The 14013-nt window shown below is 62.3% G+C and carries 14 protein-coding genes; 4 read left to right on the forward strand and 10 right to left on the reverse strand.

Annotated features, from left to right (window positions below):
- Positions 1-16: 16 nt before the first annotated feature.
- Together traL and Q0316_RS16155 are read right to left on the reverse strand one after the other, a co-directional pair.
- Positions 17-328 (reverse strand): type IV conjugative transfer system protein TraL, encoded by a 312-nt coding sequence (traL, locus tag Q0316_RS16150; RefSeq protein WP_298674327.1) that lies wholly within the window; start codon positions 326-328, stop codon positions 17-19.
- Between the two features lie 58 nt (positions 329-386).
- A complete protein-coding gene (locus Q0316_RS16155) occupies positions 387-707 on the reverse strand; it encodes a TrbC/VirB2 family protein (protein WP_298674328.1) in 321 nt (106 codons plus the stop codon).
- A gap of 379 nt (positions 708-1086) precedes the next feature.
- Here Q0316_RS16155 and Q0316_RS16160 point away from each other — a divergent pair, with 379 nt between their 5' ends.
- Both Q0316_RS16160 and Q0316_RS16165 read left to right on the forward strand, forming a co-directional pair.
- On the forward strand, positions 1087-1551 hold the full coding sequence (locus tag Q0316_RS16160) for a hypothetical protein (protein WP_298674329.1): 465 nt from the start codon (positions 1087-1089) through the stop codon (positions 1549-1551).
- A gap of 102 nt (positions 1552-1653) precedes the next feature.
- Entirely contained in the window at positions 1654-2232 is a 579-nt protein-coding gene (locus tag Q0316_RS16165; protein ID WP_298674330.1) for an XRE family transcriptional regulator, read from the forward strand.
- Here Q0316_RS16165 and Q0316_RS16170 read toward each other — a convergent pair.
- A complete protein-coding gene (locus Q0316_RS16170; protein WP_298674331.1) occupies positions 2229-2945 on the reverse strand; it encodes a lytic transglycosylase domain-containing protein in 717 nt (238 codons plus the stop codon). The two genes, Q0316_RS16165 and Q0316_RS16170, sit on opposite strands and share 4 nt — an antisense overlap.
- Before the next feature lie 374 nt (positions 2946-3319).
- On the opposite strand from Q0316_RS16170, the gene Q0316_RS16175 reads away from it, so the two are divergent.
- Complete coding sequence (locus tag Q0316_RS16175; RefSeq protein WP_298674332.1) at positions 3320-4618, forward strand: hypothetical protein; 1299 nt, start codon at positions 3320-3322, stop codon at positions 4616-4618.
- A gap of 18 nt (positions 4619-4636) precedes the next feature.
- Here the strand turns inward: Q0316_RS16175 and Q0316_RS16180 are convergent, their stop codons facing one another.
- Positions 4637-4906, reverse strand: coding sequence for a hypothetical protein (locus tag Q0316_RS16180; protein WP_298674355.1), 270 nt, complete (start codon positions 4904-4906; stop codon positions 4637-4639).
- Between the two features lie 629 nt (positions 4907-5535).
- On the opposite strand from Q0316_RS16180, the gene Q0316_RS16185 reads away from it, so the two are divergent.
- The gene (locus Q0316_RS16185) at positions 5536-5946 is read left to right on the forward strand and encodes a hypothetical protein (protein WP_298674333.1); all 411 of its coding nucleotides are present in this window, start codon (positions 5536-5538) and stop codon (positions 5944-5946) included.
- 53 nt (positions 5947-5999) lie between these two features.
- Here Q0316_RS16185 and Q0316_RS19760 read toward each other — a convergent pair whose 3' ends face one another.
- From Q0316_RS19760 to Q0316_RS16210, 6 genes are all read right to left on the reverse strand, one after another.
- The gene (locus tag Q0316_RS19760) at positions 6000-6368 is read right to left on the reverse strand and encodes a winged helix-turn-helix transcriptional regulator (RefSeq protein ID WP_367179703.1); all 369 of its coding nucleotides are present in this window, start codon (positions 6366-6368) and stop codon (positions 6000-6002) included.
- Positions 6369-6518: 150 nt separating this feature from the next.
- Positions 6519-7202 (reverse strand): transporter, encoded by a 684-nt coding sequence (locus tag Q0316_RS16190; RefSeq protein ID WP_298674334.1) that lies wholly within the window; start codon positions 7200-7202, stop codon positions 6519-6521.
- A complete protein-coding gene (locus tag Q0316_RS16195; protein ID WP_298674335.1) occupies positions 7199-9706 on the reverse strand; it encodes a heavy metal translocating P-type ATPase in 2508 nt (835 codons plus the stop codon). Before Q0316_RS16195 ends, Q0316_RS16190 begins: the two co-directional genes overlap by 4 nt.
- 51 nt (positions 9707-9757) lie before the next feature.
- Entirely contained in the window at positions 9758-10258 is a 501-nt protein-coding gene (locus Q0316_RS16200; RefSeq protein WP_298674336.1) for an SRPBCC family protein, read from the reverse strand.
- Positions 10259-10408: 150 nt separating this feature from the next.
- On the reverse strand, positions 10409-10756 hold the full coding sequence (locus tag Q0316_RS16205) for a DUF190 domain-containing protein (protein WP_298674337.1): 348 nt from the start codon (positions 10754-10756) through the stop codon (positions 10409-10411).
- Complete coding sequence (locus tag Q0316_RS16210) at positions 10756-14010, reverse strand: CusA/CzcA family heavy metal efflux RND transporter (RefSeq protein WP_298674338.1); 3255 nt, start codon at positions 14008-14010, stop codon at positions 10756-10758. The genes Q0316_RS16205 and Q0316_RS16210 overlap by 1 nt, the downstream gene beginning before the upstream one ends.
- Between the last annotated feature and the right edge of the window lie 3 nt (positions 14011-14013).

Below are 14013 nucleotides of genomic sequence, written 5' to 3' on the forward strand. Positions count from 1 at the left end.
GTTCAGTGTTCGTTCTTCAACCTGGCCAAAATCGCAGATTCGGGCCGACTGGGCCAAGATAGGAGGGCGGTGTGGCCTTCATGCCGGTAAAGCCGGCCGGAAGATGCCAGTAGGCCATGTGCAGCAGCCAGGAGATCGCCCGTCCTGCCTTAGCCTTCTTCAGCCCCCACCAGCCCGCGCCCGCAAGCAACATGCCAATGAGGATATGCTGAGACAGGATGCCCCAGACGAATGGGAGAACCATCGCCAGGAACTCATCTAGGGTCCACAGCCCGATTAGCTCAGGATCGTCCAGATGAGACGGAATGACGTACTTGTCCGCGGCCATATCACCACCCTCCCCGCAGGCCGACCGGATCTGCTATTCTGGCCGACCCTTGGACTGTTCAGATTGTTGCCGTGACGGTGGAGGTGACGATCGGGATGCCCGTGCCGGCACCGACGCCGACACCCACGGGGATCGCGATCTGGCCCATTGAGAACCGGCCCGAGGCGAGCGCGACGATGCCGCCGGCGAGCGAGAGGACAGTGATGATCTTGCCGCCCGAGCCTTCGAGGAAGTCGGTGAACTTCGTCAGGGCGGTGTCGAACGTCGTATCAGCACCGGCGAAGGCTGGGCCGGCGAAGAGGAGGAGCGCGAACGCGAGAGCGACCAGAGCGAAGATCGCCAGCTCCGCACGGCCGCTGTACTTGATGACAGACTGCATGAGAGTTTCCCTTCAAACGGAACGCGACTGATCCGCGCCCAATCGAAGGGTGGTCTCGTCAAGTGACGGGTCGCAATGCAGTTCTCGACGGCGCCATGATCGAGTCGAACATAATTTGACTCTGATCGGGTCGTGCCCCGGAAGCCGGGGCGGCCTGCCCCAGATCGCGGGGCGGGCCGCCCTGAATATTGGGGCAGGCTGCCCTTTTTCCCGGGGCACTGTACTTTTCGATTCGGCACACGCCCCGATAATTGCGATTAACGATTATGCAGGTTAGATTCGCTAACCGGAGTCGCAAGAAAGCCGTCAGCCAGACTTGATAGAGTTTACGATATGGACCGTCGGCTACGCGGATAACGCATTGCCTGGAGCATGTGCGATGGCAGGAGATCAATGCATCCTGGCGCTCGACATCTCGGAGCATCTTTTCCATCTGACGACGGAGAGCCTGCGTCTGCGCGCGAACGAAACGAAGCGCTACCAGACGCTCGAAGACCTGCTGTCGGATAGGGTGGGCATGACGTGCGTGCTGGAAGACCACCCGCCCGAGACGATACGCGAACATCTTTCGGCGATCCCGACAACCGGCGATATCCGCATCGATCTGACAATTACCAAATCGAGTGCCGATAGCCTCGATGCAGTGAAACAGCTTATTGCCGATCGCTTAGGGTCCGATATCACCCTGGGCGATACGCTTTCGGTTATGCTGTTTCATTATGTCGTGGGCCAAAAAGCGGCGCGTGTTCTTCAACGGATTGGTCTCGAGTGCGCGCATGACAGTCCAGGAATAGCAGCGTCCGGCGAAGATGCGCCCGCAGATAACATAGTTCCGCTCAGATAGTTACACCCCAGTTTTGCTGCAAATGCACAAAGATACTGTGGCTTGCCAAGTTGCCGCCTCTGTGTTTCGTTTTCAGCGTTGCGTGCAAAAGGGGGCTGTGACTTGTCATCCCTTGCCCAGTTCGAGGCGTCAGACGCTGACTGCAGTCCAGTCAGCGTCGAGCAGCGGGATTTCGTTCCGCTGATCCTCGAAGCCATGTCCGAGCGAAACATCGGACAACGCAAACTCGCACTCAAGACCGGCATCAGCAAAACCCGCTTGGGGCTCCTGCTCCACAGCGATCCCGGCAAACGGGCGGCGATGTTTCTGGGCGAGTTTCAGCAGATTCTAGGGGCTCTCGACATCAACGTCGTTCAGGCCATGATTGCCGTAGAGACATACCGCGATCCGAAGCTGTTCCTCGACGAACGATTCCAGACCTCGATCGCAATGCTAACCGAACTGTTCAAAGGGCTGCCGTCGATGCTCGTGGCTGCGCTCGATGAAATCGAAGGATTGGACGGCACCGAAGTCCGCAAAGAGTGGGCCGGTCCGCTGAGACAGGCCGTGATTGAGAAGCTGGTTAGAGAGGTCGGCGCCGTCATGGCGCGAAGAACTCATCTCGCTCAGATATCGACCCTGAGTCTGCTATTATGGTTTTCGACATTGACCACAAACCTATTCGAGCCGCTCCTGATCTAATATGAAGTAACTGTTACCGCGCTGCCGATCAGCGGCGGCCGCGTTGCAGGCACCACCGTCGTTCCTTGCACTGTTACGCGCGGCGAAAGCCCGGCCAAGCGTCGCCAGTTTAGCAAGACATTTGCGACATAAGCCTGTGTTTCCACGATCCGTGGCAGCATCCCATCCCTAATGCGTCCAGGCCCAGCATTATAGGCCGCGAGCGCCAGATGGACTTGTCCGAACCGATCGAGCTGCTGGCGCAGATAGCGGGCGCCACCTCGTAAATTCTGCTCGACGTCATAGCGATCTACACCGAGCCCGGCAGCCGTGCCGGGCATCAGCTGCGTAAGGCCGAACGCGTTCTTTGCGGAGTAAATTCCGGCATCGTACGCGCTCTCCCGAATGATCATTGCATCGAATAGCCCAACAGGAATCCCGTACTCGCACGCGATGCTGCTCATCATTCCATAATAGCCGAATCGTCTGGATTCGGCGCGCGCATCCAGAAAGCCCGTGGGCCGATAGCCGCCTGGAGAACAGCCGGGCGCGAAGCTCGTTGGCACGCTCGAAAACGGCACCCCTTCTCGCATCCAACCCGGGATGGCGATGGGTGGCGGCAAGGAAACGGCCGTGTTCACGGAAACAGGGTCAACAGGCGCCACTCCGACATGAGCGAATGGATCGGCGTCGCCACTGTCAGCCTGGCCGGTAGCGGCGAAGCTGTTCGCCATCTCAAAGGCAACCCAGCGTCGACTCAAGTCATGGGTCCGAAACCCGGCAGGGATCGGTTTCGGGGCCGGTGTTCCACCATTGTCCTCACCCTCGAGGGCGGTCGCGACGGGAGGCTGCTCACCTGATAGCGTGCCCGCTGCTGACCCTGCCCCCATCACGATAACCTGAACCGTCCGCGGGGTCTTGGTTCGCTGGCCGGCGCTCGACTCCGTAGCACAAAGCCCAACGGACAGGGCTACGCACGGCAACAATATCGATCTCATATGGAACCTCCCACCCGACATCAGCGACAGTGGAGGTCAGGGCGAATATTGTTGTCAATCCCGCGAACCTCAGGAAGCATCGCTGAAAATCAGCTCAGACAGGTTCGTTCATGTGGTTGATCGATCGCCATAGCGACGGGCTCGCCACCGCCCGCATCCCCCTTCCCCTCCCGCTTCGGGCGGCCATGATGCGGTGGTACTCCGGCGAGGGCTCCCGTCCCGACGAGGACGCTGGCATCACCCTAGTGCAGCAAGCGCGCATTGGCGCGAAGTGGATCGCCTGCGACTGCCTTGGAACGGATCGCCCGCCTCCGATTCTGACCCCCGCGTTTCTGTCTGAAGCCGAAACCTATTATCTGCGCCGGCTCACCAGCACGAAGCGGCCCGAGCATCACGTGGATTGTCCGTTCTTCCGGGATCAGGTCACGAACCGCCGCACCGAGACCCGCAGCGCTCAGACGCCTGCAGACCCGCCCATCGGTTATTTCGAAGTTTTGCGTCCGGCACCGGAAAAGCTGGCTCAACGCCCCGACGGTGACGCAAGCGACGATCGCACGCGAAGCGCATCCGTACCACGCCTGGCTCGCCTGCTCTGGCGCCTGCTGAGCAACTCGGGCCTCAATATAGCCGTCCCCTATCATGAGGAGCCACCCGACCGGACCATCGCAGCAGAGTTCAAAGCGCTCGCCAGCGCGTCCGCTGGGATCGAGGTCGCCCCGGGCATCGAGCTCGGTCGCGTACTTTGGACCCACGGGGACGCGCTGCACAGCCGGCGCGCCTATGCGGGCATTCGGGAGCTCTCGCGCCGTTGGCCCAGCGGTCATGCCCCACAAGGCTTTCTTACGGTCTTTGCCAAAGAGTTCAAAGGCTCCACGATCTTCCCGGCGGGGTCAGAGCCCATATTGGTCGCAAATCGCGTCCAGTCGCCATCGGTAAGAGCAAACCCGGTCAAGGGACCGTATCTTGTGATCGTAGTGATGGGCGAATATCCCGAAGCACAGGGATACGCGCCGCTGCGAGCCTATGCGCAACCGATTTTTTCGGGCACTCGCTTCATGCCGGTCGAACGCGATTTTGAGCGGCACGTACTGCGGACGATTCTTGGCTCCAGACATGAATTCGCACGCTGCGGCGTCGACATAGCGTTCGAGAAGCCAGTCTTCGACAGGCTGACGCCTCTCGGTCCGTGTCGGCCGGATTTCCTGATAGAAGCGCGCTCCCGATCGACCGGGGAGATTCGAAAACTGATCGTCGAAGCGATGGGCTCGGCGAGCTCAGACTATCTTGCTCAGAAAGCGGCAGGACACCGAAACCTGGCGCAGGTCGCCCCCGTGCTTCTCATTACGCCCCGGGACATCGCCGATGGGAGGGTCGGCCGGCTTCTTTCCGAAGCATTGAATTGTGCGTGAATTACGTCTGGAGCATCTTCAGCCCCACGAGAGGGTCGCTGCAAACGAACAGACGATTGCGAGGGTGACAGGGGTCGAAAGCAGGTAAAGCTTCTGCCACCGCCACCAGGTCCTGGGGACAAAGAGGATCGCGCTACGGCAACTCTTGAAATGCCCCCATGCTTCCTCGCGGTACAGCTCGACAAAGACGGCCGCAATCGAGAGAACCACTGCAAACGCGCAGCACAGGCCCGCCGCGGCGTAAATCGCTATCCAGTTCTGAATTTCCAAGGCCGAAAGATGTGCCACCAGCTTCACCGGTCCTTATTCCGCAAGCCTAGGCAAGACCTCCAAACGAAGATCGCTTCCTGAGTGCCACTGCTTGCATGCTCCATCAAAATAGTGCCCTTAGGGTTAACGCCATCCCAACGAACCGCTCTGCGCCGCAACATAACACCATAATGGACGCGATTGTCGGGGAACTGGCTTATGCGGCTCCCTACTAAGATAGGCCGGCCCGATAGCGCTGGCGGCCGCAGAGCCGGTCGATGAGCTTTCAGTGGTGAGTTAGTATGCGCGTTTCAGTCCTTGTCATCCTGCATCGTGGCAAAGACCATATTACGATACACGAAGACGACGTTCGAGCCTGGTCTGAACTTCTGCGCTTCGTCGACAGCAGGTGGAACACCCATCGCGAGACCGCGGACACGCCTCGACCGGCCTCGGACGATGACCAGGTTAAACTCTTCTTCGCGGCGCCTGACGCATCATACATCCTGGGCAACGCGGATGTCTCCGAGCTCGAGGCGCATGTCAGCGCCGCCATTAGCGGTTAGACTATTACCTTTAGCGGCCCCGAGAGACGGATAGAATGAATGCCGTCTGGTTGCGCTGCTCACTCAAACGCGAATAGCTTATGCCTCGCGGAGGATAGCTCCATGTTCGAATGCCTCATCCTGGGCGACAGCATTGGCGTCGGCATCGCGAAAGAGATCAACGCCCGCTACGCACGACAATGCGATGTGACAGCGGTGGAACGCGCGACAACCGACCAGATACTCGCCTGGCGGAAACCTCGCAAAATCTATGGAGCCAGCATATTCGCAATTGGCTCGAACGATGAAATCAGTGCGGCATTGGCGGCAAAGCTCAGCAGGCTGCGCCAGAGTATCACCACCCGGAGGGTCATCTGGCTCCTCCCCTATTCAAGGGAGCGCGCATATCTCGTCAATTCGGTGGCGGTCAGGTTCGGTGACGAAACGCTGGATCTGATGCGCTTTCGCTCGAAGGACCATGTCCATCCGATCAGCTACCGCGATATTTCAAAAGTGCTCCTGGCGCGACCGTGATGGACCCTACCCCCTGTTGCTGAACATTGGCCGGAGCCAACTCCCGAGCAGCACTACTGTTCGTCGTCAAGCGGAGTGCTCCGATTGAATTCAGATAGATGCAATTTCCAGTGTTCAAGATGATCGAGCGCAGGTCGCAGATCTTGGGCGAGTGGCCCGAGTTCGTAAACTTGGTAGACAGTCGGCGGAGGAAGATTGGTCCGCGTTATCAGACGTGCCGTCTCGAGCTCTCTTAGACGAGCAGTTAGAACATTGGCGCTCACCTTCGGTATCGCCCGCCGAAGGCAGGTGAAGCGCATTTGCCTGCTATTCAGAGCCATGAGGATCTGAAGAACCCAGCGTCTGGTCAGATGATGGAAAATCTCATCTGACTCGGCTTGACGCAATGGGACATCACCGATCAGGTTTGTTTCAACGCACATAGTAGGCACTCATGTAACTCCAGCAGCGACGATTTCGCGCTGATCGCCCCCGGTAGACAAACGGCAACTCCGCCCACCCTGTGGCGGCCACGCGGCTATCGATCTTTGGCGGCCTGCTCCGCACAGCATCGCGCGTCATCGTCGAACAGGTCAGATCAGTTCTTCGAGCAGCAGCAGCGCGAGGAAACCGACGAAGAACATTGCGCTGATGAGCGGGCTGTCCGGTTTCTCATGCGCCTCGACGAGAAGTTCTTCGGTCACGAGATAGAGGAGCGCGATCAGCCCGAAGCTCAAAAAGCCAGCGACGATCGCCGGCGGAAATCCGGCGACGGGCAATGCGATCAGTGCTCCCAATGGCATGAGGAACGCGAGCGCGGTCGTGATAGCAACGATGCGCAGCTTGGATGTGACGGTCTCGCCCAGTTCTTCGGTCACGGTGACGCCGAGAAACAGGACTTCGAGCGTCAGGGCGATAGTCAGCAGCAGCCCCGCTTTCGCACCAGCGATGAATGCAAGCCCCAGCACCAGGCCGTCGATCAGCAGATCCGTGCCGATGGCGCCGATCAGCGCGAGCGGGCCGCGGACGCGCTCTTCGAGCGACTTGAGGCCCAGCATGACCGCGACGCCGGCCGCGCCGCCCGCCAGCGTCGCCAAGGGCGCGCGGCCGTGCATCACGTCCGGGAGAATCTCGGTGGCGGCCGCGGCGAAGACGACGCCGGCGGCGAGGTGCTGGATCGCGCTGGTGAGCTTCGGCCCCGGCCGCCGCCAGACGGCAACCATCGCGCCGATCAGCACCGCAAGAACGGGAATGATCGTATAGGCGAACGCGGTCATGCGCGGGTCTCCCCCTTGTCCCGATAGCCAAGCAACCGCAATGCGTTGAACACGACGAGCAGGGTCGAACCCTCATGCATTGCAACGGCCAGGCCGATACCAAGCCCCAAGATCGTTGCCGGAACGAGCAAGGCAACCACGCCAAGGCTCACGAACACATTCTGGCGGATGACCGATCGCGTGTGGCGGCTGAGATCCACCGCGAACGGGAGATGGGAGAGGTCGTCGGCCATCAGTGCGACATCCGCCGTCTCGAGCGCGACGTCGGAGCCGGCCGCACCCATGGCGATGCCGACTGTCGCGCTGGCCATGGCGGGCGCGTCATTCACCCCGTCGCCGACCATCGCCACCCTGGTTTCGGCGCGAAGCTTCTTGATCGCCTCGACCTTGTCCTCGGGCATGAGGTCGCCCCAGGCTTCATCGATGCCGACCTGGGCGGCTACGGCCTCGGCGACCCGCTGATGGTCACCGGAAATCATGATCATCCGTTCGATGCCGATTTTGCGAAGCCGCATCAGCGTTTCTCGCGCCGCCTCACGCGCTGTGTCCATGAGGCCAATGGCGCCGAGATCCTGCAGACCCCGCCGGACGATCATGCTGGTCTGCCCCGCCGCCCTCAGAGTTTCGATCGCGTCCTTCATCTCCTGCGACAGAGGAGCGATGCCATCGGCGCCGAACATCTCGGCCTTGCCGATGAGAATTTCGTCCTCACCGACAAGCGCCGAGACGCCGCGACCCGTCAGGCTCTTCAGGCTTTCGGCCTGCGGTATAGCATGGTCGCCGACATGATCGCGGCCGTCGCGCGCGATCGCCTGCGCCAGGGGATGGTCGCTCAGGCTCTCGACCGCGACGGCGATCGCCATCAGCTCTTGCTTCGCCACGCCGGCAGCCGGGATGACCTGCTGGATGCGCGGTTCCCCGATGGTAAGCGTGCCGGTCTTATCGAAGGCGATCGCGTTCAGCGATCCAAGCAATTCGAGCGGCGCGCCACCCTTGACGAGGACGCCGCCGCGCGCAGCGCGCGCCACTCCGGAGAGGACGGCGCTGGGGGTGGCGATGGCGAGCGCGCAGGGACTCGCTGCGACCAATACCGCCATCGCGCGATAGAAGCTGTCGCGGAACGGCTCGTCGATCACGACCCAAGCGAACAGCAACACGAAGGCGAGCGCCACCACCGCAGGCACGAAGAATCGCTCGAACCGATCGGTGAAGCGCTGTGTCGGCGACTTTTGCGTCTCGGCTTCGCTGACCAGCTTGACCACCTTGGCGAGCGTGCTTTCGGTCGAGAGCCGGGTCACTTCGATCTCGATCAGGCCACTGCCGTTGATGGTGCCGGCAAACACCCGATAGGCTCCGTCGAGCCGGTCGGGATTGACGCGCGCCGCCTCGTCGTCCTGGACCGCCCGCTTGTCGACCGGCATGCTTTCTCCCGTTACCGGGGCCTGGTTGATCGCCGTCGTACCCTTGACGATGAAGCCGTCGGCGGGGACGCGCTCGTCGGGCTTGATGATGACGATCTCGCCGAGCTTGAGGTCTTCGACCGGAACCTCGCCTGTACCGCCATCCGGCCGGCGCACGGTCGCCGTCTTGGGGGCCAACTCGGCCAGCGCCTCGATCGCCCGCTTGGCGCGGCCCATCGCATAATGTTCGAGCGCATGGCCCAGGCTGAACAGAAACAGCAGCAACGCGCCCTCGGCGAAGGCGCCGAGGGCGGCGGCGCCGGCGGCCGCGACGAGCATCAGCGTGTCAATCTCGAACTTGCGCAGCTTCAGATTGTCGATCGCTTCGCGCAGCGTGAAGAAGCCACCAAAGAAATAAGCGGTCACGTAAAGTGCCGTCGGCAGCCACGGCGGAATGCCGGGGACCAGCTTGTCGATCGCGAACCCGACTCCCAGCGACACGCCGCAGGAAAGCGCGAAGATCAACTCCGTATTGGGTCCGAGAAAACCGCCATGCGCATGGTCGTGGCCATCGCCCGCGCCATGGCGATGCTCGCCCGGCGCATGGTCATGATCCGCGTGACCATGGCCGGCATGATCGCCGGCCTTGAGCGCGGCCCCCTTTCGGCGGACACCCAGATGCGCAAGTTCCTCGCGGATGCGATCTTCGGTGATGCGTTCACGATCATATTCGATGCGGACGGTTCCGATCGACGAGGCTTCCGCTTCCATGACCCCGGACAATCTACGCAGCCGGTCGGCGACGGTGCGCGCCCGGCGTTGATGCGTGATGCCATCGACTTGCCAGAGAAGATGGCCGAAGCGCTCGGTAAGCGCCGCGCCTGCAGCGTGCGCGCTTTCCCGGATGCGGGTCAGCGAGACCGTGTCGGGGTCATAATGAATGCACAGCATCGCGGGCCGATCCGTGCCCGGCTGGACGACGTGAACCCGTTCGACACCTGGTCGCGCCGCGAGGTCGGCTGTCAAACGATCGACGCAGGCGTCGGTGGCGTCGGCGATCTGCGGCAGTATGAGCGGGATATCGAGCTGAAGCTTCTGGGTCATAGAAACCTTCTCCGTGCCTTGGTCGCGCCCAAGGCGCCGGTGGGACTTGCTTCAATCATTGGCTGGGTCCCGTTTGCCCTGCACCCTGACGGGTCGCAGGCGTTCCCGCGCCGACTGGCGAGGTAGTCGGGATTGCCGACGAAGCAGGGCAAGCAGCGCGGCGTCCTGGTGCCGCATGGTGCGAAGAAGACCCTTTCGCATCAATCGGCCGGCCAGCATGCCAACGATGCCCCGGCATTCGACGGCATGGCGGATGCTCACCCCGTTCGCGATCGGGTCGATCTCGTAGCGCTCGTCGAAGGTCAGGAGCCCGCGCACACCCATCCGCCATCCGATCATCCGAGGCTTGACCAGCCTGTTGATGACCATCTGCGTTTTCATCTTGCCATCGCCGCCGAAGAGCAGCCATGTCACATCCACTTCTGCGCCCCGCTCGGCTTCCCCGGAGATGCGATAGACCGGGTGCCAGCGCGCAAAGCGGTTGAGATCGGTCAGCAGCGACCAGACTCTCAGCGCCGACATATTGAAATCGAATGTGGTTTCTTCCTTCATGGCTGCCTGTCCTGTCAGTCCGCGGCACGGCCAGGCAGGAGGCCGCGCGCGCGCGGCCTCCCTCCCGGTTCGAGGCGGAATCGATGGGGCAATGGCGGAGCGGCTCGATCTTGTGCTGGACAAGACTTGGCCCGCGCACCGGTCTACCCATCACGGGCGTGGCTCGGCGAGCGCCTGGCTCGTCTTGCCGCCGATGACCTCGACGGCTTCGAGGGTGATGAGGCCGATGTCGGGCACGTCCTGCAGCATGGCGACAAATGCCCGCAGGGAATCCTCCCAGTCGACGATCTCGATCACTACCGCGCGGTCGCTTTCGAGCACGTGCCGGCGATGAACGTGCGCGGAGCTGCCGAACCCGATCAAGGCTTCGAGCACGGTGACGCCGGCCATCTTTCGATCACGCGCCAGCGAAGCGACATATTCGAAAACCTTACGATCTCCGATGAAGGCCGCTTCGTCGGTGTAGATGCGCAGCAGCTTGGTTGTTTTCTTGCTCATCAGGCCTCTCCTTCCATGGCCGTTTCACCGCCGGGCAACGGTTCCGTCTTTCGCCCTCTCCAACTGACCTTCATGCCGAGGACCACCTTCGCGATCGCGGGCAGCACGAGCAGGGTCAGGATAGTCGCCGCGATTAGGCCGCCGATCACGGTCGTCGCGAGCGGCTTCTGAACCTCGGCGCCGGTGCCGTGCGCGAGCGCCATCGGCACGAAACCGATCGCCGGCACGAACCCTGTCATCACGACGGCCCGCATCTTTTCGGTCATGCCCTCCCTGATCGCGTCGACCAGCGGCATCCCGGCTTCGAGGCGCTCGCGGATCGCGGTCATGACCACGAGGCCGTTGAGCACGGCGACACCGGCGAGGCAGATGAAGCCGACAGCGGCCGAGACCGAGAAGGCGATGCCGGTCATGGCAAGCGTGAACACGCCGCCCGCGAGCCCCAGCGGTACGGCCAGGAACACCGCTGCTGCACGTCCGAACCCGCCAAGCGCCAGGTAGAGCAGGCCGAAGATTGCCGCGAAGCAAAGCGGCACGACGATTGACAGGCGCTGCGAAGCAGCCTGCAGGTTCTGGAACTGGCCGCCCCACCCCAGATAATAGCCGGTGGGCAGCTTGATCTGCGCGACCTTGGCCTGGGCCTCCGCAACGAACGAACCGGCATCCCGACCTTGTAGATTGGCCTGGATAACGACACGCCGCTTGCCGTTCTCGCGGCTGATCTGGTTCAGCCCGTCGGTGAAGCGGATTTGCGCGACCTGTGAGAGGGGGACCGACCGGCGCGTCTGTCCTTCCTGCTGCGGCAGCAGAACAGGCAACGCGAGGACGGAATCGAGGTCGACCCGCGTGGTTTCGGGGACGCGCACAGCAATGTCGAACCGGCGATCGCCCTCGAACAAGAGTCCCGACTCGCGACCACCCATGGCGGCGGCCACCGTATCGGCCACCTCCCGCACCGTGAGTCCGTACCGCGCAATCGCGGCACGATCGAACCGGACGTCGAGTGTGGGCGCGCCGCCGGTCTGGTCGGCTTTTACGCTCGAGGCGCCGGGGATCGACTGGAGGACGCGGACGATCTCGTTCGCCGATTGCGACATCTTGTCGAGATCGTCGCCATAGAGCTTGATCGCCACGTCGCCACGAACGCCGGCGATCAGCTCGTTGAAGCGAAGCTGGATGGGTTGGCTCACCTCATAGAGTTGCCCCATCCTTCCATTGGCGGCCTTCTCGACGCGCTCGACGACAGACGCCTTCGTATCGACGCCGCTTGGCCATTGGTCCTGAGGTTTCAGGATGACAAAACCATCGGAGACATTGGGCGGCATGGGGTCAGTCGCAACTTCGGCGGTGCCCGTTTTCGAGAACATCAGCGCGACTTCGGGCAGCTTCGAGACTGCTCTTTCGACACCGCGCTGCATCGTGAGTGACTGTTCGAGGCTGACCGACGGTACGCGTGTCGAGGCGAGCGCCAGATTCTTCTCATCGAGCTGGGGGATGAACTCCGAGCCTAGCAGGCCGAACGCGGGGATCGCGGCGAGGAAGAAGGCAAGGCCCCCGCCGATGAACAGCCAGGGCCGCGCGATCGCCTTGTCCAGGAGCGGCAGATAGCGTTCCTTCGATTTGCGGATCAGCCACACTTCCTTCTCGGCAACCTTGCCGCGGATGAGCAGGGCGACCAGCGCCGGAACGAGGGTGATGGCCAAAACGAAGGCCGCCACCAGCGCGAGCATGATGGTGATTGCCATCGGCGAGAAGGTCTTGCCTTCAACCCCGGTGAACATCAGCAACGGCGCGAAGGCGAGCAGGATGATGGCTTGGCCGAATACCGTCGGCCGGATCATCTCCTGGCTGGCCCGCATCGTCTCCTCGAGCCGTTCGCGCAAGGTCAGCAAGCGGCCTTCGTGCTCCTGCCGATGGGCGAGACGCGCCAGGCAGTTCTCGACGATGATGACGGCGCCGTCGACGATCAAACCGAAGTCGAGCGCGCCGAGGCTCATGAGGTTGCCCGGCACGCGGAACGCATTCATCCCCATCGCCATCATCAGGAACGAGAAGGGAATGACGAGCACCGCGATCAGCGCAGCCCGCCAGTTGCCAAGCAGGAGGAACAGCGATGCAGCGACGAGGATCGCGCCCTCGGTGAGGTTGCGTTCGACCGTGGCGACGGTGGCGCTGACGAGGTTGGCCCGATCGAGCACCACCTTGACCTCGACGCCGGGCGGTAGCGTCGACTTGATCTGGTCGAGCTTCTCGCCGACTGCACGGGCCACGACCCGGCTGTTCTCGCCGATCAGCATCAGCGCCGTCCCGACGACGGATTCCTCGCCGTTCATGCTGGCGGCGCCAGTGCGCAGGTCGCCGCCGATCTTGACATTGGCGATCTGCCCGACGGTGATCGGCACGCCGCCGCGCGTTGCGGCCACCGCGTTGCGGATTTCATCGACCGAGCGGATGCGCGCGTCGGCGCGGACCAGATAAGCTTCACCACCCCGGTTGAAATAATTAGCGCCGACCGCGAGGTTCGCGGCCTCCAATGCTTCGCCCAGCTCGGTGTAGGAAATGCCGTAGCTGGTGAGCTTCACGGGGTCGGGTTCGACGACGAAGGTCTTGGCATAACCGCCGATCGAGTCGACCCCGGCGACGCCCGGCACGCTCCTGAGCTGGGGCCGGATGATCCAGTCCTGGACGGTGCGGAGATAGCCGGCCTTGGCGATCTCGTCGGTCAGCCGATCGCCCTCCGGCGTCAGGTAGCTGCCGTCCGGCTGCCAGCCCGGTTGTCCGGCGGTCTTGCTGGCTCCGCGGCCGTCGGGATTGGCGAAGCCGACCGTATACATGACGACCTCGCCGAGGCCGGTGGTTACCGGACCGATTTGGGGCTGGACCCCTTGTGGCAGGGTCTCCTGCGCCTGGATCAGGCGTTCGCCGACCTGCTGCCGCGCGAAATAGAGATCGGTCGAATCCGAGAAGATCGCCGTGACCTGACTGAATCCGTTACGTGACAGCGAGCGCGTGGTCTCGAGGCCCGGAATACCGGCCAGTGCCGTTTCGATCGGATAGGTGACGAGCTTTTCCATCTCGACCGGGGACAGGCCGCGATCGACGGTGTTGATCTGGACCTGCTTGTTGGTGATGTCGGGAACCGCGTCGATCGGCAGCTTGGTGAGCTGCCAGATACCGAGCCCGGCGATTGCGAGGAAGAGAAACAGAACCGCCCAGCGCGCGCGGACGGACAGCGCCATGAGACTTGCGATCATGGT

Origin of the sequence: uncultured Sphingomonas sp. (assembly GCF_937871615.1) — a bacterium.
GTDB lineage: Bacteria > Pseudomonadota > Alphaproteobacteria > Sphingomonadales > Sphingomonadaceae > Sphingomonas.